At 62.8% G+C, this 20,583-nt stretch carries 19 protein-coding genes; 9 read left to right on the top strand and 10 right to left on the bottom strand.

Annotated elements, in window-relative coordinates; all coding sequences use genetic code 11:
• Positions 1-180: 180 nt before the first annotated feature.
• Positions 181-930: an SDR family oxidoreductase gene (locus tag AAGA68_16145; protein MEM9386590.1), complete on the bottom strand. Its 750-nt coding sequence runs from the start codon at positions 928-930 to the stop codon at positions 181-183.
• A gap of 104 nt (positions 931-1,034) precedes the next feature.
• On the opposite strand from AAGA68_16145, the gene AAGA68_16140 reads away from it, so the two are divergent.
• Together AAGA68_16140 and AAGA68_16135 are read left to right on the top strand one after the other, a co-directional pair.
• Positions 1,035-1,208 carry a hypothetical protein gene (locus AAGA68_16140; GenBank protein ID MEM9386589.1) on the top strand — a complete coding sequence of 58 codons (174 nt, stop codon included), beginning with the start codon at positions 1,035-1,037 and terminating at the stop codon, positions 1,206-1,208.
• 10 nt (positions 1,209-1,218) lie between these two features.
• Positions 1,219-1,590, top strand: a complete 372-nt coding sequence (locus AAGA68_16135; protein ID MEM9386588.1) for a glyoxalase superfamily protein — start codon at positions 1,219-1,221, stop codon at positions 1,588-1,590.
• Between the two features lie 180 nt (positions 1,591-1,770).
• Here the strand turns inward: AAGA68_16135 and AAGA68_16130 are convergent, their stop codons facing one another.
• Entirely contained in the window at positions 1,771-2,670 is a 900-nt protein-coding gene (locus AAGA68_16130) for a hypothetical protein (protein ID MEM9386587.1), read from the bottom strand.
• 98 nt (positions 2,671-2,768) lie between these two features.
• Here AAGA68_16130 and AAGA68_16125 point away from each other — a divergent pair, with 98 nt between their 5' ends.
• The 5 genes from AAGA68_16125 to AAGA68_16105 all read left to right on the top strand — a co-directional run bounded on the left by AAGA68_16125 (position 2,769) and on the right by AAGA68_16105 (position 9,061).
• Entirely contained in the window at positions 2,769-3,323 is a 555-nt protein-coding gene (locus AAGA68_16125; GenBank protein ID MEM9386586.1) for an aspartyl/asparaginyl beta-hydroxylase domain-containing protein, read from the top strand.
• 16 nt (positions 3,324-3,339) lie between these two features.
• Complete coding sequence (locus tag AAGA68_16120) at positions 3,340-4,278, top strand: hypothetical protein (GenBank protein MEM9386585.1); 939 nt, start codon at positions 3,340-3,342, stop codon at positions 4,276-4,278.
• A gap of 180 nt (positions 4,279-4,458) precedes the next feature.
• On the top strand, positions 4,459-6,111 hold the full coding sequence (locus AAGA68_16115) for a CRTAC1 family protein (GenBank protein MEM9386584.1): 1,653 nt from the start codon (positions 4,459-4,461) through the stop codon (positions 6,109-6,111).
• A 141-nt stretch (positions 6,112-6,252) separates the two neighbouring features.
• Positions 6,253-8,355: a CRTAC1 family protein gene (locus AAGA68_16110; GenBank protein ID MEM9386583.1), complete on the top strand. Its 2,103-nt coding sequence runs from the start codon at positions 6,253-6,255 to the stop codon at positions 8,353-8,355.
• Positions 8,356-8,482: 127 nt separating this feature from the next.
• On the top strand, positions 8,483-9,061 hold the full coding sequence (locus tag AAGA68_16105) for an ECF-type sigma factor (protein MEM9386582.1): 579 nt from the start codon (positions 8,483-8,485) through the stop codon (positions 9,059-9,061).
• Positions 9,062-9,203: 142 nt separating this feature from the next.
• Here AAGA68_16105 and AAGA68_16100 read toward each other — a convergent pair whose 3' ends face one another.
• The 3 genes from AAGA68_16100 to AAGA68_16090 form a co-directional block, all read right to left on the bottom strand.
• Complete coding sequence (locus AAGA68_16100) at positions 9,204-11,243, bottom strand: sulfotransferase (GenBank protein MEM9386581.1); 2,040 nt, start codon at positions 11,241-11,243, stop codon at positions 9,204-9,206.
• 110 nt (positions 11,244-11,353) lie between these two features.
• A complete protein-coding gene (locus AAGA68_16095) occupies positions 11,354-13,795 on the bottom strand; it encodes a TonB-dependent receptor (protein ID MEM9386580.1) in 2,442 nt (813 codons plus the stop codon).
• 196 nt (positions 13,796-13,991) lie between these two features.
• On the bottom strand, positions 13,992-14,222 hold the full coding sequence (locus tag AAGA68_16090; protein ID MEM9386579.1) for a hypothetical protein: 231 nt from the start codon (positions 14,220-14,222) through the stop codon (positions 13,992-13,994).
• A gap of 172 nt (positions 14,223-14,394) precedes the next feature.
• Between AAGA68_16090 and AAGA68_16085 the strand changes: the two genes are divergently transcribed.
• The gene (locus AAGA68_16085; protein MEM9386578.1) at positions 14,395-15,306 is read left to right on the top strand and encodes a hypothetical protein; all 912 of its coding nucleotides are present in this window, start codon (positions 14,395-14,397) and stop codon (positions 15,304-15,306) included.
• Between the two features lie 67 nt (positions 15,307-15,373).
• Positions 15,374-16,837, top strand: coding sequence for an NAD-dependent succinate-semialdehyde dehydrogenase (locus AAGA68_16080; protein ID MEM9386577.1), 1,464 nt, complete (start codon positions 15,374-15,376; stop codon positions 16,835-16,837).
• A 45-nt stretch (positions 16,838-16,882) separates the two neighbouring features.
• Here AAGA68_16080 and fae read toward each other — a convergent pair whose 3' ends face one another.
• From fae to AAGA68_16055, 5 genes are all read right to left on the bottom strand, one after another.
• Positions 16,883-17,431 (bottom strand): formaldehyde-activating enzyme, encoded by a 549-nt coding sequence (gene fae / locus AAGA68_16075; protein ID MEM9386576.1) that lies wholly within the window; start codon positions 17,429-17,431, stop codon positions 16,883-16,885.
• Positions 17,432-17,498: 67 nt separating this feature from the next.
• Positions 17,499-17,942: a gamma-glutamylcyclotransferase family protein gene (locus tag AAGA68_16070; GenBank protein MEM9386575.1), complete on the bottom strand. Its 444-nt coding sequence runs from the start codon at positions 17,940-17,942 to the stop codon at positions 17,499-17,501.
• A gap of 37 nt (positions 17,943-17,979) precedes the next feature.
• Complete coding sequence (locus AAGA68_16065) at positions 17,980-19,269, bottom strand: FAD-binding oxidoreductase (protein MEM9386574.1); 1,290 nt, start codon at positions 19,267-19,269, stop codon at positions 17,980-17,982.
• Between the two features lie 15 nt (positions 19,270-19,284).
• A complete protein-coding gene (locus tag AAGA68_16060) occupies positions 19,285-19,683 on the bottom strand; it encodes a GFA family protein (protein MEM9386573.1) in 399 nt (132 codons plus the stop codon).
• A 25-nt stretch (positions 19,684-19,708) separates the two neighbouring features.
• A complete protein-coding gene (locus AAGA68_16055; GenBank protein ID MEM9386572.1) occupies positions 19,709-20,578 on the bottom strand; it encodes a hypothetical protein in 870 nt (289 codons plus the stop codon).
• Between the last annotated feature and the right edge of the window lie 5 nt (positions 20,579-20,583).

The raw sequence follows: 20,583 nt of genomic DNA, 5'->3' as shown, positions 1-20,583 counted from the left end.
CTTGCGGCCCGGCCCCTAGCTAGTGTCCTGAGTTAGAAGTTCGTTGATGAATTCGCAGGCGAGTTTTTGTCCCTGAGCGCGGCGCGAGGACGAGCGTGGCAGGTCCCACGGGAGGAGGAGCAACGTGTTCAGGGGCGAAAACGTGCCGCGAAGTCATCAACGAACTTCTAACTCAGGACACTAGCGCCCGCCAGCGACCTCGATGAACGTGCCTGTGGTGTACGCCGCATCGTCTGATAGCAGCCAGGCGACGGCCGCAGCTACCTCGTGCGGCTGCCCACCGCGGCCGAGGGGTAAGCCGGCCTTGATCCGATCGACGCGGCCGGGCTCGCCGCCATCTGCGTGCATGTCGGTGTAGATGAAGCCCGGACGCACGCAGTTCACGCGGATACCCTCCGCGGCCACCTCCTTGGCGAGGCCGATCGTGAGCGCGTCGACGGCACCCTTGCTAGCAGCGTAATCGACATATTCATTCGGCGCTCCCAAGCGCGCAGCGACGGAGGATACGTTGACGATCGCACCGCCCTCACCGCCGTGCGCACGACTCATGCGGCGAACGGCCTCACGGCAGCAGGTGAACACACCGGTCACGTTGCTCGCGAACACGTCGTTGATTCGTTGCGCGTCCATCTCGGCGACGCGCATCTGGGGTCTTAGGATAGCGGCATTGTTGACCATCGCGCTGACCCGTCCGAGTTGCTCGTCCACGGCGCGAAACAGCCGTTCGACCTCATCCTCGCGCGCCACATCGGCCTGTACGGCGATGGCCCGCACGGGGTGGTCGGCAGCGATGGCGCGCAATACCGCGTCGGCGCCCGCCTTATCTCGGCGGTAGTTCACGCACACATCGTAGCCTTCGTCGGCGAGTCGCCTAGCAGTGGCGGCGCCGATCCCGCGGCTGGCGCCGGTGATCAATGCGATCTTGCTCATCCGGGCAATCTTGCGCGAGGCTGGGGTCTGGTGCCAGCGCCTGGCCCCTTGCGAGGGCGCCGACAGTTGGTAGGGTGAGGGGGCATCCACGGGAGGTGCTCGCCGTGCACACCCCCCGATTTGCGGTCGCCTTGGCCTTGCTTCGCGCTGCGGCCGTCACCCGTGCGGGTCCCGCCAACTTGCCGCTCCTCGGCGAGGCGGGCTTGCACTTCTACACGATTCCCGCCTTCGAGGTGTTCAAGCGCTCGCTGGGTGGGCTGAGCCACCAACTGCAGTAAAGGTGTTTCTGTGAACAAGGCAGCTCCCGCCGTGCCTATCTTACGCAGCTTCGATGAAGCTCAGGCCAGGGCCTTCTATATCGACTTCCTCGGCTTCGAGGTGCTTTTTGAGCACCGCTTCGATGCCGATGCGCCGCTGTACATGGGCTTGCGCCTGGGCGACTGTCAGCTGCACCTATCCGAGCACTTCGGCGATGCCACGCCCGGGGCGTCCATGCGCATAGAGGTGGATGACGTGGACGATTTTGGTGCGCAGCTGCGCGCCAAGCGTTATCGTCATGCGCGACCGGGGGTGCAGGCTCAGCCGTGGGGAACCCGCGATATGTGCATCGCCGACCCCTTCGGCAATCGTCTGATTTTCTTCACGGACAGCGACGGCTAGTGGGCCGCTTGGTAAATGAGGTAACGCTCAGTCCCCTGGGCAGACCCGAAGGGCGAGTAGCACGGGCGCCATCGCGGCGTTGGTCAAATGCAGCCATAGCTCGGCTATGGCTGCATTCGACCGCCTTGTCCTGGCGCCCATGCTACTCGCTGAGCGTCACCTAATTTGCCAAGCGGCCCACTAGTGACTCACCTGTGCCGCGACCAGTGCCTGGCGATGCTCGCTGAAGTGGGCGGCACGGTCCTGGTCGCCGAGCGCTGCGTAGAGGAGCGCTAGCTCGCGGTAAATGTAAGGTTTCGGCGTGCCGGCGGCCAAGGACTCATCCGCGAGCTCGATTTGCACGGCTAATGCTTCTCTAAGCTCTCCGTTAAGACGCAGGACGCGACCGACCTGCCAGCCGGCATCCCGAATGATCGCCGGGGGTGCTTTTGCCCGCTGGCGCAGCAGCAGTGCGCGACGAAAGTGAGGCAAGGCTTCGCGGTAGCGCGCGAGCTCTACCAGGTTCTCGCCGAGGTTGTTTCGTATAGAGGCTTCCCAGCGTGTTGCGTTGGCCTGATCGGCGGCGAGGGCCGCCTTTAGGGCGCGCTCGTTCCACACGATTTGTTGTGCGGCCCCAGGGTCGACGAATGCTTGCATGTGCAGGGCGTCGATAGCTAGTGATTGTAGGTTGGCGACTCGGGCCGTGGCGAGCGCGCGATCGAAAGCTTCGCGCGCGGCGTCTCGTGTGGTTTGATCCACGTCGGTTCGGGCGTGTTGATGGGACGCGTACGTGCGCCCGAGCTCTAGCCAGTAGTGTGCTTGAGCCTCGGCGCCGGCCTGCGCCAGCAGCGGCTCCACCGCGGCGAGCGCTTCTCGCGCTCGCTCGAATTGCTTGCGAAACACATAGGTGCGTGCAATCTGAGAGGTGATCATTAAGCGGGCATCGTCGTCTGTTGCCTCGGCGAGAGCCGAGCGCATGCGTGCTTCACTGGCCTGCGGTTGGCCGCGAATCCAGAGCGCATCGATATCCGTGGCCGCAGCGTGTACATACACCATCGACACAAGCCCGAGGCACGCCAGACAGGCAATGATGACTTTCACGGCAAACTCCTAGGAGAGAGGATGGGGGCTCAGAGGTCGACGATAGCACCCGTAGTGCAGCGCTGGCGCCTAGACCTCGCCGGACCTAAACTGAGCCCATGGATATCGGCCAGCCCCTCAGCGATTTAGGCCCCGTCCCTACGGAGGACCTCAGCCGTATCATCTTGTCTTTCGACGATGCCGTGTGGCGCGAAGAGCAGCTGCGTCAGAAGAAGTACAGCGAAGTCCACTACAATACCGAGTCGGTGATTCTGATTTTCTGTGATCATGACGATTGGCCGAATATCGATGTCGTCAAAGGCCACGGCTGGGATCGTCTGGCGGAGTTCGCCCTGCCCCTGATGCATGGCATTATCGCCAAGCGCTACGTGGCGGGCGGTACGATCATTCGCGCCATGGCGGCAAAGCTCAAGGCGGGTACCACGATCACCCCCCATACGGACAACCACCCGTCCTTCCGGCATAGCCATCGCATCCACGTGCCCATCACTACCAATCGCAAAGTGCGCTTCATGATCGATGGCCGACCCCATCGCTTGGAGGTGGGGCACGCCTACGAGATCAACAACCAGAAGCGCCACGGCGTGATCAACGGCGGGGAGGAGGATCGCATCACCTTCATCTTCGACTACATCCCGGGTCAGACCGTGTGATAAGAGGGGCGGCCAGATGACCCAGCTCATCGCGACCTCCGTCGTTCGCGGTAGCCACCAAGGCGAGAGCCACGGCGGCGTCTACCTCATCGACACGCTGGCAGAGGAGCTCCTCAACCCAGTCACCTGGGACAACATGGACATCGACTGGAGCGGGCGTGGCTGGGATCGAGGCTTGCGCGGCATCGCATTCCACGATAACGGCATCTTCATCGCCGCGAGTGATGAGGTCTTTCTGTTTGATCAGCAGTTCAGTGTCCGCAAGTCCTATCGCAACCCCTACCTCAAGCACTGCCACGAGATCAGCCTCTTCGGCGGGCATTTGTTCATAAGCTCAACAGGCTACGACAGTATTATCGGTCTCAATCTGGAGACTGAGGAGTTCGACTGGGGGCTGCACGTGCTCTCGGAGGGTGCCGCCTTTGGCGCGAAGCGCTTCGACCCGCGCCAGCAGGATGGCCCACTGATGTTGAACAAGCTTCACCTAAACAATGTGTTCTGTGACAAGGGGGGCATGTTCATCAGTGGACTGCGCACGCAGGCGCTGCTGCGCTTCAACGGTAAGGCGATCGGCGTCATGACCACCCTGCCGGCGGGTGTTCACAATGCTCAGCCGTTCCAAGACGGTGTGATATTCAACGATACGCAGGCCGATGCAGTGCGCTTTGAAAGCCCCAATAAGCGCAAGGCCTACCGGGTGCCGCGCTTCGCCCCCCACAAGCTCACGCATACAGAATTGGATGACTCGAAGATTGCGCGCCAGGGATTCGGGAGGGGGCTTTATGCGATCGATGAACATACGCTCGCCGCTGGCTCATCGCCCTCGACGATTGCGCTCTACGATTTGCGGGAGCAGAGGCCGCTGAAACTGGTCAATCTGACGATGGATGTGCGCAATGCTATCCATGGGCTGGCTGCGTGGCCCTACGCGTGGCCGCAGGTGCCGCACGAATAGCACCAAAGGCGCTCCTAGATCAGCGGCCGAAGGGCGCCCGCTCCGTTCGGCCGGCGGCAGTGCTCGCCTAAGCCTCAGATGAAATTTGCACCCACCTGACCTATCGCCCCAGGCGATGTCGCAAGACTGACCAGGGGCCCCCGGCTCCTAGACGACACCCTCAAACTGGAGTCAGTCCCCATGCGTTTATTCGTCTGTAAGCACGTTCCCCAGACTCGTTCCACTGTGCGCACCGGCTTGCTGCTCGCCGCCCTCGCGAGCGGCGCTGCCGCTTCCGCTGTGCCCGGATTCGAGGACGTCTCAGCCCAGTTCCATTGGGAGCGCATCTGGGAGCCAGCAGTGATGGGCCTGGGGGGTGCTGCCTGGCTGGACTACGACAGCGATGGTGACCTAGACCTGTTCGTCACGAATTCCGCTGGCGGTGCCAACGCCCTGTTCCGTAACGATGGAAAGGGCGGTTTCGTCGACGTCGCCAGCGCGGCAGGGGTGGCGGGCGGCGCTGGGCACACAGGCGCGGCAGTGGCCGACGTCGACAACAACGGCACGCCTGATCTGTTCCTGACGGGCGCCGGCAGTATGTTCGGCGCTGGTATCTCCAGTCGCCTGTACCTGAACAACGGCGACGGCACCTTCTCGGACGCCACTGAGAGCGCCGGTATCGACACTACCCTCTCCGCCATGATGCCGATCTTCGGCGACATCGATCTGGACGGCTACGTCGATCTGTTCCTGACCGTTCCGGGCAACCTGCTCACCGGCGAGATGGCGCCCCAGATGCTCTATCGCAACAACGGTGACGGCACCTTCTCCGACATCAGCGCGAGCGCCGGCGTCGACACTGCCAAGGGTGGCTGCGTCGCGGCGTTCACGGACGTCAATCGCGACCTGCGTCCCGACATCGTCGTCGGCAATTGCAACGCCCTCGATCTAAGCGGGGGGGCACCTCTCCCGATCCCCGGTCCGTGGGAGCTGTGGATCAACCAAGGCGACAACACGTTCGTTGACGCGGCGGACGCGGCGGGTCTCAACGCCCGACCGGGTTTCCCGATGGCCATGACCGTCGGCGACCCGGATCTGGACGGAGACTTCGACATGTTCGCCACCGGCATGGGCATCGACAATCCCTTCGCGCCCGGCCTCCTGGGCGAGCAGGTGCTGTTCCTCAACGATGCCGTGGCGGGTTATCGGGATGGCACCTACAGCAACGGCCTCGGCGGCTTCGAGTGGGGATGGGGAGCTAGCTTTGCCGACTTTGACAACGACGGCGACGAAGACCTCGCGACCACGGGCAGCGTGGCCGGTGCGGTGCTGAGTTTCCTCGGCGAGCAGGGCGGGCCAGGCCGGATCTTCGAGAACGACGGCACCGGTGCGCTTAGTGCTACCCACAACTTTGGCCTTCAGGATCTCTACACCAGTGGCTTAGCGGTCGCCGACTACGACGGCGATGGCTTCACGGATATCGCCATCGTCAAGACCGCCTTCGAGATCGATACGCCCGAGGGCGTTTTGAGCGGCGATGGTCGACCGGTACTGCTGCGCAACCAGGGCAACGGTAACCGATCGGTTACCGTGCGCCTCGAGGGCACGGCAAGTAATCGCATGGGCATCGGCGCACGGGTTTGGCTGGCGAACCGTTACGGTCGGCAGGTGCGAGAGGTGTCCTCCGGCAACAGTTTCGCCTCCAACAGCAGCCCGTGGCTAACCTTCGGGATGCGCGATGCCTGGCAGGGGCGCGTGGTTGTGCGTTGGCCATCGGGCACGTTCGAAATGTTCGGTGTGACGGCCGGAGGTCCCGTGGTGACCTTGACCGAGGGGGCCGGTACCCCCCTTTGACCGGGCCTGGGCTGGAGCCGGTTGCCTGCTGGTGAGCCCTCCCGGGCGCCAATCCCGCAGGTTGTCAGTGAAGACCCAACGCCTGGCCGATTGCGTCGCCTGGCTTGGGTCTATCACTCGCGTCAACCAAGGGAGCGTACCATGCGAGCGCAAGCACCTTCATCGCCCATGCTATCGGCACTGACCATCCTGCTGTTTCTGTCGGCCGTCACCGCCGAGGCGCAGCCGCCGCGCAGCGGACAGGGCATTCGATTCACCAACCTCGCCGAGAGCCTGGTCGACTATCGCCGTGCCAAACGCGCCAACTATCCGCAGTTGGAGGCGCTGCAGGAGGGCTCGCTAACCGAAGCTGTCGCCCTGGCCGAGCTCCCCTACCTGGTTCCCGGGCGCTTCCACGGCCTACCCGGCACCGCCCTGTTCGACTACGACAACGATGGCGACCTAGACATCTACGTCACTAACGGCCCTGGGCGTGCCAACAGCCTGTACGCAAACCAGTTGCAGGAGACTGGCGCCTTGGGCCTCGTCGATGTGGCGACCGTGGCCGGTGTGGGGGCTGAAGAGCAGGACAGCGAAGCGGTCTGCTACGGCGACATCGACAACGATGGCGATGAGGACCTGGTCGTCACTGGCGTCGATGAGGCTAACCGCCTTTACGTGAACAACGGCGACGGTACCTTCCAGTTTCACGGGACGAGCGGGCTCGCGGGCGGCGACCGTTCGACGGCTGGCTGCGCGATGGGAGATGTCGACGGTGACGGCCTGCTGGACGTCGTGTTCATCAACAACTGGCCACAGAATGACTTCGCTCCCTGCTTCATCGCCGAGCTCGCGGACCGCGCGCAGCACAACCAGCTGTTTATCAATCGCGGTGACAATACCTTCGAAGACGCTAGCGCGAGCTCAGGCTTTGAGGACTTGAAGGGTATCGTGGACGCACAGGGCAACTCGATGGACGTGCCGGGCATCACCTGGGGTCTGGGCATGGCCGATGTGGACGCAGACGGCGATCTCGACGTGCTGTTCGCCGATGACCAGTGCGAGGTGCTGCCAATCAAGGTGGGTGGACCCTTTAACCGCGGCTGGGTGCACGTGATGCTCAATGATGGGAGCGGCCACTTCACCGACCATCCGATCGACGAGCGCGAGGAATCCTCCAGCACCTGGATGAGCATCGCCTTCGCAGACTACAACTGCGATGAGCACCTCGACATCTTCCTCTCGAGCTTCGGCGACTACGCCTTCAATCACATCGGCGTGCCGAACGAACCGGGCGATCATTCCTCACGCTGGATGCTCGGCCGCGGCGACGGCACCTTCGAGGACGTTGGGCTCAACGAAAAACTGGGCGCCACGCCCTTCGGCTGGGGCAACGCGGCCTTCGACTACGACAACGATGGCGATACGGACATCGTCTTCAACGGCGGTCTGGATCAGGTGTTGGTCAAGCAGGCGGATAACCCCGGCGGCGTGCTCAACAACCGAGGTTGCGCAGCGGATGGGGAGTTCACTGCAGATCTAGACGCCCTACCACTCGACTACCGCCGCTACAACGTGCAGGGCTTGGCTGCGGGCGATCTAAACGGCGACGGATTCACGGACTTCGTGACCGCCTCCGATCTGTGGGTGCCCGACGAGGTGCCCCTTACGGCCGGTGGTACGGAGCTCGACAGTCCCTTCGACCCCTTCGATGCGTTCGTTGCCGCGTGGAGCCCGGGGCCCGAAGCGGACACTTTCGTGTGGGACGGCGTGCGCTATGGCGAGGGCAGAATGACTATCGAGATCAATAGTGCTGATAATGGCAATCGGTGGGTCGCCGTCACGCCTGTTGGGTCCGTAGGTAGGGTCGCAGGAGCGCGACACAACCGATCCGGAATCGGCGCGACGGTGAAGGTCACGCCGGCGCGCGGCGGTAGCACAGTGATTCGGCCCGTGCACGTTGGCGGCTATCTCGCCTCTCACGCCCGCGAGGGGGTCTTCGGCCTCGGTGATGCAGGTCGAGCCGATGTGGAGATCCTCTGGCAGGGAGGCGTTCGCAACAAGCTGTTCAACGTGCGCGCTGGGGAGCGAGTGCACTTCCCGGAAATCCCGTGCAGCTTCGACGATGAGCAGTTCAGTGGTCCAGCCTACCGGCGCTGTGTCACCGATGCCCTGGCCGCCCTGCAAGCTGCCGGTGAGATCAGCCAGTCCCTGAAGCAACGCCTGCTGCGCAGTGCCATGCGCGCCTATCGGGAAGTTGAGTAGGGTGAGTTGCATGCAGTGTAGGTACCTTGCGTCCCTAGAAAGGGCTAACCGGCGGTTCAAGCATGGTGTATGAGTCTGGCATACTGCGTCCCTATCGCGTGTCAACCGAGCTGTCAGGGAGGGGGATATGGACCCTAATGCCTCCGCAAAGTCGTTGACCTTGCTGCTAGAGAGCGTCGGTGGAGGGGATCGATCCCTCGACGATCTGGTGCCGCTGGTGTACGACGATCTGCGGCGCATGGCGAAGCGCCAGCTGGCTCGCGAGCGTAGCTCCCACACCCTGTGCACGATGGGGCTCGTCAACGAGGCGTACATCCGCCTGCTCGGTGATGAGCAGATTACGGCGCGCGGGCGAACATACTTCTTCGCCGCGGCGGCACAGGCGATGCGCCGTGTCCTGGTCGAGCATGCGCGCGCTCGCAGCCGGCAGAAGCGTGGGGGAGGCGTCGAGCTTACCTCCATGGACGGAAAGGAAGTGCCGACCGAAGACCTGCTGGCGGCGGTGTTGGAGATGGATGGGGCCTTGCAGCGCCTGGGGGAGCTCAGCGAGCGGCAGGCACGTGTCGTAGAGTGCCGGGTGTTCGCCGGACTCGACATCCCGCAGACCGCTGAGGCGCTCGGGGCTTCGGAAAGCACCGTGAAGCGCGACTGGGCATTAGCCCGTGCTTGGCTGTACAGAGAGCTTGCAGAAAACGAGGCACTCTGAGCGACTGGAGTGGCGAGAGTTCAAAGGTAGGGAGAGTTCAGCTTGTACCACCGTGCCAGATGGAGCCTAATAGAAAAATTGATGCAGGCTAGCCACTCCCTGCTCGCCAGCAGAACTTCTGCGCCGCCGCTCAGGTTGAGGGCTAGGGGTTAAGCGCCGTTGGGCGCTGCGCGGAAGGGAGGCGCGCCAGAACGGGCTCTAGATAGTCGATCAACTCCCCTAGCTGAGCCTCGTAGCGTCGCCAGAGCGCTACGGAACTCGTGTAAATCGGCTGACGCACCTGTTCGGAGCTCGCCGTGCGCACGGCGCGCTTGTTCTTGTGGAAGGCGAGCATGCCGTCCTCCCACGGCAAGCCGCAATGATCCGCGATCGCGCGTGCCTGTGACTCGAGGTCCGCCACCGTGTGCTCGTAGTGCACGGTCAGCACCTTGCCGGGGAGCACCTCGTTCCAGTGGTCCACCAGGCGCAGGTACTGCGTGTAGTAGTGGGCGAGGTCGTAGAGGTCGTAGGAGAATACCTGGCCGCTGGCGAACAGTTGCTTAAAGGTGCCGAGGCAGCTGTCGAGAGGATGGCGGCGTGCGTCGATCACCTTGGCATTAGGCAGGATCGTGTGCAGAAAGCCGATGGCCGGGAAGTTGTTCGGCATCTTGTCCGTGAAGTAGCGCGCCCCCGTACGGTGTTTGAGGGTGCTCTCGACGTACTCCTGGCCGATGCCCTCGATGTGGTGAGGGGCGAGCTCGTGCATCACCTGGGGGTAGCGGATGCCGTCTGTGCGGTTCAGGCCCGACTGGGTGGCAGCGCGCAGCAGGTAATGCAGCTCGGCGGTGCCCTCCACCTGTGAATGGCTGGCGAGAATCTGCTCGAGCAGGGTGGAGCCGGAGCGAGGTAAACCGAGAATCAGGATCGGTGAATCATCCTGATGGCCCCAACCTTCGCGCGCGGCGAAGAACTCGCGGGTGAACACCTCGATGATGCGATCGGTACTGTCCTGGAACTCGATCGGATCGTAGTTGACCTTGAAGCGCTTCTTGCTGTTGCCGCGGTAGTAGTAGTCGAAGGCTTTGGCGTAATCCTCACGATCCTCCCAGGCTTTGCCTAGGGCGAAGCTGAACGCGATCTCAGCGTCCTGAGCTTCGTCGTCGGTGGCGTCGGCGACGCTCTCTAGCTGCGCCTCCATGGACGCGAGTTCGTCATCGTCGAAGCGAAAGGTCTTGAGGTTGGCTAGGCTCCAGTAGGCTTCACCAAAGTCAGCCTTGGCGTCGATACAGCGGCGGTAGGCATCGATCGCCTCTTCCTGCTGACCCAGGGTCTTGAGCGCATGGCCCAGGCATAGCCATGAGGGGAAGTGATCGGCGCTGATCGCCAGCGACTTCTCCAGCCAGTCGACGGCCGTCTCCAGCTCGCTGGCCTTCATGGCGTTGGCGCCGAGGCGCTCCAGCGTGTGCACGGAGCCAGGCTGTAGGGCGAGCGCTTCTCGATAGGCCGCGTCGGCTTCGTCGAACTTTTGTTGCTCGCTCAGTGCAGTGCCTAGGTTGATCCAAGCCTTCCAGAAGTCTGGCGCGAGCTGCACCGCGCGGCGGAACAAGGCCGTGGCGTCGTCGTAGCGCTCTCGCTTGACGTTGAGTACGCCGAGCAGGCGCAGGGCGTCGACGTCGTTTGGGTGTTTGCGCAGGAGCTCGCGATAGATCTGTTCGGCCTTGGCCGCTTCGCCCTTGTTCGCATGCTCCATGGCCTCGGCCAACGCTCTCTTCTGGGGATCGTTGGCCAAGGACTGTTCGAACTGCTGTTCGGCTTCCGAGTCGCGCCCGATAATGCTCAGCAGCTCGCCAAGGCGCTGCTGGGCAGGCGCAGGATTGGGCGAATGCTCAATGGCCAGGCGCATCGAGGCGATCGCCTCCTCGAACTTGCGTAGGTTGAGCTGGGCGTTGGCGAGATCCTCGTAGACCGGGGCGTGCTGAGGGGCGAGGCGGATCACGTGGGTGAACTTGGCCTCGGCCTCGTCGAAGCGTTCTTGGCGCGCCAGGCAGATGCCTTGGAGTCGCAGCAGGTTGGGGTCGTTTTGGTGTGCGGCGAGGGCCTCCGCGAGCAGCTCATCGGCGGCGTTCAGCTCGCCCGCCTGAATCAAGGAGGCTGCCTGTTGAAAGGCTTGCCTAGGCTCGAGGGTGTTTCTGCCGTTCTCCAAGGTGACGCGCTTCCTTGTGCCTTGGTTACCCAAAGCCTATCACCGTGGCCCGGGCGCGTCGTCGAGCATCGGCGCTGGGTGCGGGCCAGGCGCCGGTGTGACGGGGGGCGTCAGAAGTCGTAGAACATGCCCAGGGTGACCTCCCGCGGGCGCAGGGTAAAGGCGCGGTCATCGCCAAAGCGCGGTGCGATGAAGGTTAGGGCGCGTTCATCCCAGAGGTTGTCGATACCGAGCCATACGGTCCAGTTGCTGTCCGACTCGATCGTGAAGTAGAGCGACCCGACGTCGTAGGCTGGTTGCGTGCGCGGTACGGAGGCCTGCGCGCCGAAGAGCGATACCGAAGCGTTGGTCCCGTTCACAGACGAGTCCGTGTAGTTGTAGTCGAAACGCGCCGTGAGTGAGAGGCCTTCCCCAAACGGCAGATCTGTGGTGTACAGCAGGTTGGCCGCGACCTTCCATTCGGGGACCACCGGCAGCGGATCGCCGGCGAGGCCGGCGATGATCGTGCCGTTGTTGATCACGATGTCATCGTCGATGCGTGCATCGAGGTAGGTTGCAGAAGCGTTGAACTCCCACTTGTCGGTGATCTTCCAGGCGGTGGTGGCCTCGAAGCCGTCGATCGAAGCGCTACCGGCATTCACGGTGGTCGATCCCGCCACGGGAATCTGCACCTGAATCTGGTAGTCCTCCCAGTTCATGATGAACCCGGTGATATTTGTGAGCAGCCGGCCGCCGAGCCATGTCGCTTTGGCGCCGATCTCGTAGTTGATTAGCTTGTCAGGCCCGTAGAACAACGGTGCGCCGAGGGCGATGGTGCTCGGGTTTTGCTGCACGCCGCCGTTTTGGCCGCCGGGGCGTACGCCTTCGGAGTAGGTGGCGTACAGGAGGCTGTCTTCGGTCGGCGTCCAACTCAGGTTGACGCGTGGCGAGAAGTCCTTGGTGGTCTCCTCGGCGTCGAAGTCGTCCGAGACGTTGCCGACGAACAGGGAGTTCTCGGCGATTCGCCGCTCGGTGGTGAACCAGCGACCGCCGCCGGTCACGCTCAGATCGTCTGTCAGGCGAAAGCTGAGCTCACCGAAGCCGGCGATGGTCTCGATGTCCTGCAGCTGGCCGTTGCCCTGGCCGCCGGCGAATCCGTTGTAAGTGAGGTTGCTGCGAAAGCCTTGGTCGAACCAGTCGTTGGTCGGCGCAACGCCGTAGTAGCTGAAGATCGAGCCGCCGCCGCCGTTGGCGGCGAAGTCGTCGACAAAGGAGAGGTAGTCCCAATCGTTGTTGGTGCGCTCGTAGAAGGCGCCTACCAACCAGTTGAACTTGTTCGTGCCCGTGTCCTTTGAGACCAGGCGGATCTCCTGGGCGAAGGACTTGACCTTCTGGCGCAGGCTGATCAGGCCCGTGGGGTCGGGGCCGAAGTCGTTGTAGTTGACGAAGAGGTAGCAGTAGGCGGTGGCCGCGCAGGTGTCGTAGTCGAGGAACTCGCGGATACCCGTGTAGTACTCGGCGATGTTCAGACCGTTGATCTTGTAGCTGGTCATGTACGCGGTGGAGTCGAGATCGTAGTCGATGTCTCGGTTGTGCGTACCGCCGGCGATGGTCAGATCGGCAAAGCCGAGATCGCCTTGGACGATTAGCGAGAGGTTGTACCACTCGTCATCGCGCTGCTCTTCCTTGAACTTAATCGTCTCCAGATCGCCAAAGGCGGGGTTGAAGTCGAAGCCCGCGCCAATCTCGGAGCGCTGGTAGATGGCGCCCGTGTCGATGGTCCAGTCGTCGTTCGGCTGCCAGCGCAGGTAGAGGCGGCCGCCTTGGGCCGTCCAATCGTTGAAATCGTCCTCGACCAGGTCGGCGTTGTCCCTGTCGCCGTTCTCTTCCGAGTAGGCGCTGGTGGTGCCGAGGACGTTGTCGATGTAGCCGCCTTCGTGCTCGTGGAAGCCGACTAGCCGCACCGCCAACTTGTTCTCTACCAGTACAAGGTTGGCAACGCCGCTGACGTTGAAGGCCGGATCGCCGCCGCTCGGCACGCCGCCCTCGACCATGAAGTTGCCGCCATTCTCAGTGGTATCCGGCTTGTTGGTGACGATCTTCAGGGTGCCCGATTGGGAGCCTGCGCCGTACAGGGTAGGTTGGGGGCCGGAGAGCGCTTCGAGCCGTTCGATGTCATAGAGGCGCACGTCGGCGTTTTGGCCGTCGCGCGTGATGGGGATCTCATCGAGATAGAGCGTGGAGGAGCTGATCGTATCGAAGCCGCTCGGCTGGGACACGGCGCCGCGGAACACGATGGTCGACGCGCCCGGGCCGGACGTGCCGAACGTTACGCTGGTGAGGTCTCGCGCGTAGTCCTCGAAGCCCCGGGCCATGCTCTCGCGCAGGTCCTCGCCGCTAAGGGCCTGGATGTACAGAGGAACGTCCTGCACGTCCTGGGCGCGACGCCTCGACGTGACGACAATTTCTTCGAGCGCTTCCTGGGCGCCTGCGGCGCGCGGTAGCGTACCAAGCGCGGCTGCCACCGCGACAGCCAGGCTCGAGTACACCAACGGGTTTCGATGACACCGCATCAGGCTAGCTCCCCTTAAGCTTCCTTGACCTGATCGAGTGTCTGTGAAGCCCGAGCGGCCATTCGTCCTGTCCTATAGGGGAAGGAACAGTAATCAGGAGGTTTTTCCGCCGCTTTCTAGCCCTGTAGGCTCCGATGCGGGACGCGTGGTCGGGGTCGTACCGTTGCTAACGGTGATCTTTGCCACGCGCAAGGCCTCATCGCGAGGACTTGCTCAACAAGGAGTGCACGAGGAAAGACAGGGCGAGGCCTGTCGCCAATATGGCGGCAGAAATAACGGGACGAAACGCCATGTCGACGGCCCAGATGTCCTCGTACTCCAACCAGTAGTGCGCAAATAGGGCGACGCCCCAGGGCACGAGGGAGACGAAGATGCGGGTGATCTTATGTAGTAGTGCCTGCGTTGGCGTCTGGTCACTTGTCGCCATGGCAAGGCGCCTCCGCGAGTCGAGCATGTAGTGGGCGGAGCCTAGCGCGATCACGGCGTGTCGAGCAAAGCGCGATCAACGCTCCTGGCGAGCGCTAGACCGAAGCGTTTGCTAGCGGGTAAGTTCGCAGTAGGGGTGGCGCCGCTGCTCCGGGGACGAATAGGTGATTGCAGTGAGTGAAGCTCTCCGTGCCCGCTACCTCAATGGTTGGCCCCTGTACTGGCTGATCGCCGTGCCGATGAGCGCCTGTATGGTGTTCGCCATGGCGGGGTACGATCTCTCCTCCCCGCAGGACATCTCGCACATGATCTCCTACTCCGTGCGCTGGTCCGTGCCCTTTATCTACCTGGTGGTGGCGTCCTCGGCCCTGCCGGTGTTGTTGCCGAGCGAACTTAGCCGTTGGTGTTTACGCAATCGGCGCTACATCGGTCTAGTCTTCGCCACCGCTATGGCCTGGCAGGGCCTGTTCATCTTTATCACCACCACCCTGCACACGGGCTACTATTACGAGGAGGTGTATGCCCTTCGCGATGAGCTCGAAGGCACCAGCGGCTACCTGTTTCTGGCGGCGATGGTACTCACCTCCTTTCGGTTCGGACGCAGGCATCTCAGCAATACGCAGTGGAAGGTGCTCCATCGCAGCGGCGTGTACTTCCTGTGGGCCTACCCCTTCTCGGTCTACTGGTGGAACGTCTTCTACTACGGCAACCCAGAACCGATCGACTACATCTTTTACGTGGTCGGCTTTCTGGCCTTCGCGTCGCGAATCGCGGCTTGGGGTAAGCGCCGCGCCACCCAGGCTCAGCGGGCAGGTGCTGCCGAAGTGGCCACCCTGGAACGCCTGGTGGGGGGCGCCCTCATCGTGCTCGGCTTGCTCGCTTCGGCGACGGGCCATCTATGGCTGGGACCGGTGGACAACGTGTTACTCGGTACGCCCTTACTCGAGTCGCTCGAGCTGTGGTTGCCCTTCTGGCCCTTCGAGCCCTTCCTTGCGCTGATCTCGATTGGTCTTGGCACCTGGCTCGCTACCGGCGCCCTGCGCGAGCCGACGCCGGCGCTTCAGGGCAAGCCGAGCGGCGCCTAGTGGGCCGCTTGGTCAATTCCGGTGGCGGCCTGCATTCTTGTCCGGCAGTCCCCATAACAGGACGATCATGACCCTATCGCTGAAGGACACAGGTCTGCTCAGAACGCAGGCCTACATCGATGGTCGATGGACCGATGCGGACGATGCCAGCACGCGCCCCGTTCGTAACCCTGCTACCGGCGAGGTCATCGCTCAGGTGGCCAACTGTGGGGTCAGCGAGACGCAACGGGCAATCGATGCCGCTGCCGCAGCGATGGTGGCTTGGCGGGCACGATCGGTGAAGGAACGGGCGAGGCTGCTGCGCGCGTGGTTCGAGCAGATGCTGCAGGCACAGGAGGATCTAGCGCAGCTTCTCACCGCCGAGCAGGGCAAACCTCTCGCCGAGGCGCGCGGTGAGATCGCCTATGGGGCTAGCTACATAGAGTGGTTCGCCGAGGAAGCAAAGCGCCTTTACGGCGATGTCATTCCGCCGCCCGGCGCGGACAAGCGCCTGCTCGTGATTCGTCAGCCCGTGGGTGTGGTGGCGTGTATCACGCCTTGGAACTTCCCGAACGCCATGCTCACGCGCAAGATCGCGCCAGCCTTGGCTGCCGGCTGCACGGTGGTCTGCAAGCCGGCGAACGCCACTCCCCTATCGGCCTACGCGTTTGTCGAGCTGGCGGAGCGCGCCGCTATTCCGCCTGGCGTCATTAACGTCGTCACGGGGCGTACGGCGCAGATCGGCAGCACGCTCACAGCGAGTCCCGTAGTGCGCAAGCTCACCTTTACCGGCTCTACGCCGGTGGGGAAGCAGCTCACGCAGGCGTGCGCGGGCACCATGAAGCGCACCTCCATGGAGTTGGGCGGCAACGCACCCTTCATCGTGTTCGACGATGCGGATATTGACGCGGCGGTAACCGGTGCGCTGCGCGCGAAGTTTCGCAACGCCGGGCAGACCTGCGTTTGCGCCAACCGCCTGTTGGTGCAGGACGGCGTGTTCGATGACTTCGTCACGCGCTTCGTCGATGCCGCCAGTTCCCTCCGCCTCGGTGACGGCGCGTGCGAGGGCGTTGACATGGGGCCGCTCATCGACAAGGTAGCGGCCAACGATGTGATGGCCTTTATCGACGATGCGCGCGACAAGGGTGCCAGCGTGCTGACCGGCGGTGCACGCTCAGAACTAGGTGAGTGCTTCTTGCAGCCTACGGTGCTGACCGACGTGACCCGACAGATGCGCGTGTTCCGGGAGGAGATCTTCGGGCCCGTAGCGCCAATCATGCGCTTCACCACGGAAGATGAGGCGATCGAGCTTGCTAACGATACGCAGTTCGGCCTCGCCGCCTACTTCTACGCGCGTGACGTCGGACGCATTTGGCGTGTCGGCGAGGCCTTGGCCTTCGGTATCGTGGGTATCAACGAGGGGATCATCTCCAACGAGATGGCGCCTTTCGGTGGCATCAAAGAGTCCGGCCAAGGTCGCGAGGGGTCGCGCTACGGCTTGGAAGACTACACGGAGATGAAGTACATGTGCATGGGCGGCATCGACCGCTGAGTCCGCAACTCCGGCCACGGCTGCGGCCGGGCCTCGCGCGCAAAATCACCACTCAGAAGCGCCCGTTTGCGGATCGTACATCTCATGATGAAGCGTCTTGCGTTTCTCGATGAGCTCATCGAGGGTAGGCTCACCGCGCATCGCGCGGCTGACGGCTAGCTTCATCGCCTCGTAGTTGCAGCGGTAGAGGTCCTTGCGGTCGAGGTTCGGGTCCACGGCGCACTTCGGCTCCAGCCACAGCATGGCGATGATGCATAGGCGGTTCGCGATGGCGCGCGGGATGACATCCTCGATCACGCAATCCAGCACAGCATCTGCTATGGCCGACTGAATCGGTCCACCGAGTAATTCTATATAAGCGTTCGTTTTGACGGTCACCTTCGGCACCATCAGCGTCGCCGGTTTGACCGCCTGGTTGGTGGCCCGGATGGCGAACATACGCGGGTGCCCCGCCGTTTGCCCCATCATGTTGGCGAACGCTTGGCCTACGGGGCCCGCAATGTCTCCGATGACGATCTCTGGCATGGCGTCAGTCAACTGGCCCTCGGCGGCGAAGACGGTGGCCTCGCCAGTGCTAAAGGTAATCGTGTCCACAGGATCTCCTGAATGAGCATGAAGTGCTGATGAGAGTGTTTTAGCCGTCGCCCTTGCGCAGGCGTGGCTAGCGCGTGTCGGGGGCGCGTTCCTTGTAGTCCCCCGACTCGATGGGTTGCGCCGTGCTTATGTCCCAGGTGTAGAGATAACTGAGCGCAGTCATCTCCTCACCGTCATCCATCCGCACGACCACGCGCCGGCGTAGGAACTCGTGGGGTTCCTCCCAGCGCGGCGAGCACGCTTCGTAGTCGTCGAAAACGGGCAACAGGGTTTGGGGATCGCGGAGGCGGAAGACCTCTCCCCTCACGCGATCCTTCGGGTTGCCCGACGGCAAAGCTGCCGGATAGCTGTTCGGTCCGCGCTCGTCGGGATCATCGACGATATACAAGCGCGCTTGTATCGTTCCTGAGCCGATGCAGTCTGCGCCCTCGCTGAGCATCCGTCCAAGTGGATGCTCCGCCGAGGTACGCAAGGTCCCGTACACGAACAGATGAACGACGTCGTCTTGCAAGTGCCAGTACTCCCGACTAGGCGTACGGGGCGTGCCCCTAGAGCATGTCCTGTAGCTTGTAGTACATCATCCCAAGCGCAACGATCTGATTGCCGACCCAACGGGATCCGGGCAGGCGCACGTGCTTCATCTGGGCGAAGAGATCAAAGCGCCGCAGGGTGCCGTCGATGGCGTCAGCCATGACTTCGCCCATTAGGTGGGTGCCGCTCACGCCGTGGCCGGAGTACCCCTGGCAGTAGTACACGTTCTTACTCACGCGACCGACCGTGGGAATTCGATTGAGGACGATACCGATCTTCCCTCCCCACTCGAACTCAATCTTCACGTTGGCAAGGTCTGGGTAGATCTTGATCATGCGTGGGTGAATGAACTTGGTGATGCTGCGGGGGTCGCGACCTGAATAGTTGCAAGCGCCACCGTAGAGTAGGCGCCGATCGGACGAGAGTCGATAGTAGTCGACCACGTTGTTGAGATCGCATACGGCGACATCCTCGCCATTGATCCTGTGGGCGACCTCCACAGGCAAGGGCTCGGTGGCGATGATATAGCTGCCCGCCGGGAAGATCAGGTTGGAGAGTTTCTTCGGTTCGAGGCGAGAATAGGCGTTGCCCGCCAGGATCACTGCGTTGGCCTGCACCGAGCCGTTTGCCGTATGCACTGTGGGTTTGTCGCCATGGCTGATTCTGGCGACTGGCGACTGCTCGAAGAACTGGGCACCCAGGCCGGCGGCCGCGTGGGCCTCGCCGGTGCATAGGTTTAGCGGGTGGAGGTGTCCGTCGTAGTAGGAGGCAAAGGCGCCGTGGAAGGCGCTGGTGCCTAGCTTCTGCGCCGTCGTCGCCTTGTCCCACACCTCGTAGCGATGGGGGAACCCGCGTTGCTCCAGCTCTTCGGCAGCTTCGTGCGTGTAGGCTACCTGGCTCGGCTTGCGTGCCACCTCGACGTAGCCGTCCTTGAAGTCACAGGCAATGGCGTATTTGCTCACCCGCTCGCGAATGATGGCATTTCCACGCCAGCGCATGTCCCACAGGAGATCGTCGATACCGTCGCCGTGGCGCTTGCCGATCTTCGCCAGGCCGCCGATGCCGTTGATCAGCTGGCCACCGTTGCGGCCGGACGCCCCCCAGCCCACGCGGTTTGCTTCCACCACGGCTACGCGGTAGCCGCGCTCGGCCAGCGTGAGCGCCGTGGCGACGCCCGTAAAGCCGGCTCCGATCACACAGACATCGGTCGTGTGCTGCCCTGCGAGCGGTGGATAGGACTGGATATAGGTCCGGCTTGCCGCGTAGTAGGACGAGGTATGTTCGACCTGTTGCTCGTTGCTCGTCATGCTCTCGCCCGACCCTCAGCTCGCATCTCGTGCAAACTTCGCAAGGTCGTCGTCGATGTCATGCCACGGCGCCTTAGAATCCACCCACGCGTGGTAGGCGCGTGGCTTCGGTGGATCACCTTCGATGGTGCTCATGCTGAGGTAGAGCACTCCTGGCTCGTCTTGAGGGTCCACCAGGATCGAGGAACCGCAGCGGCTGCAGAACTTGCGCTCGTTTCGCCACGAGGATGTGTAGCTACGCACAAGCGCCTCCCCGGCCACATAGCGAAAGTCCTTTCGGTCGACGGCAGCAAAGGTAGCGAAGGCGGCGCCGTGCAAGCGGCGGCATTGGGTGCAGTGGCAATGACCGAAGTCGACTATCTCGCCGGCGACCTCAAAGCGAACTTCGTTGCACTCACATCGACCACGAATCATCTGCAATCCTCCGATGGCTAAGCGGTCAAGCCGAGGCGGCCTCTTGGGCGACTGGACGCTCGGTCAGCTCCTCCCGCCACTCGGCGATATTGACCTCGATAACGGCGAACCCGGCGATCCACAGGAAGGCATCCCATACGTATAGCCACAGCCCCAAGGCTCCCCAGTAGGCGGCAAGGGCGAGCAACACCACGTAGCAAACGGTCTTGGTGGAGCGGGCGATGGACGTGGTGCGCCCGCCGGTGATACCGCGCCCTTGGAGTCGCACCACGAGTTCCACGCAGGCGATGATCAGTAGCCATGCGATGGTCTCCACTACGTCCGCGAGGGCCAGTAGGAACTCCCGTTGGTGTCCATGGGGTGTGGTGACGAGTGGGTTCTTACCGAGCCAGAGAAACTCTTGCTGATCCGTGAGCGTGTTGCAGGTCAGCTCGGTGACCGCTGTGTACTCGAGAGTGTGCACGTAGGCCACCTGCCGGTCGGTCATTTCGCACAGATCCGTGACGCCTTCCACGGGCCGGATCGTGCTGTAGTCCACGAGGGTGCTGCTGTACGCGAACAGTGTGTGCGCGATCATCACGTAGCACACTACGCGCGCTCCGCGCACAAGCCAGGCGACGCGCTCGTTCCAGTGCTTATCCTCGATCGTGTAGGTCTCGAGTTCGAACATGGCGATCAGGATCAGCCAGGCCGATGTATCGATGGAGGCGGCAAACTCCTGGGTGATCTTCAGGAAGGAGGCGTTGCCGGCGATGAGCGTGTGGTAGGCGCGGACCGAGTCTTCGGCCACGTAGAATCCGAGATTCACCAACAGAAGGAAGTACACCACCCATTTGAAGGCCTGCTGCATTTTGTACAGCAGGAGCGGATTGAGTTGGCGCAGGGCTTTCTCCATTCCCG

It is taken from the genome of Pseudomonadota bacterium, from assembly GCA_039193195.1.
In the GTDB taxonomy this organism is placed as follows: Bacteria; Pseudomonadota; Gammaproteobacteria; order Steroidobacterales; family JBCBZW01; genus JBCBZW01.
This window is presented reverse-complemented; position numbering and strand designations above follow the sequence as displayed.

Coding starts and splice junctions, on each gene's coding strand:
- AAGA68_16145 (MEM9386590.1), bottom strand. CDS start 930: ATGAGCAAGATCGCATTGATCACCGGCGCCAGCCGCGGGATCGGCGCC.
- AAGA68_16125 (MEM9386586.1), top strand. CDS start 2,769: ATGGATATCGGCCAGCCCCTCAGCGATTTAGGCCCCGTCCCTACGGAG.
- AAGA68_16120 (MEM9386585.1), top strand. CDS start 3,340: ATGACCCAGCTCATCGCGACCTCCGTCGTTCGCGGTAGCCACCAAGGC.
- AAGA68_16115 (MEM9386584.1), top strand. CDS start 4,459: ATGCGTTTATTCGTCTGTAAGCACGTTCCCCAGACTCGTTCCACTGTG.
- AAGA68_16110 (MEM9386583.1), top strand. CDS start 6,253: ATGCGAGCGCAAGCACCTTCATCGCCCATGCTATCGGCACTGACCATC.
- AAGA68_16105 (MEM9386582.1), top strand. CDS start 8,483: ATGGACCCTAATGCCTCCGCAAAGTCGTTGACCTTGCTGCTAGAGAGC.
- AAGA68_16095 (MEM9386580.1), bottom strand. CDS start 13,795: ATGCGGTGTCATCGAAACCCGTTGGTGTACTCGAGCCTGGCTGTCGCG.
- AAGA68_16090 (MEM9386579.1), bottom strand. CDS start 14,222: ATGGCGACAAGTGACCAGACGCCAACGCAGGCACTACTACATAAGATC.
- AAGA68_16080 (MEM9386577.1), top strand. CDS start 15,374: ATGACCCTATCGCTGAAGGACACAGGTCTGCTCAGAACGCAGGCCTAC.
- AAGA68_16065 (MEM9386574.1), bottom strand. CDS start 19,269: ATGACGAGCAACGAGCAACAGGTCGAACATACCTCGTCCTACTACGCG.
- AAGA68_16060 (MEM9386573.1), bottom strand. CDS start 19,683: ATGATTCGTGGTCGATGTGAGTGCAACGAAGTTCGCTTTGAGGTCGCC.
- AAGA68_16055 (MEM9386572.1), bottom strand. CDS start 20,578: ATGGAGAAAGCCCTGCGCCAACTCAATCCGCTCCTGCTGTACAAAATG.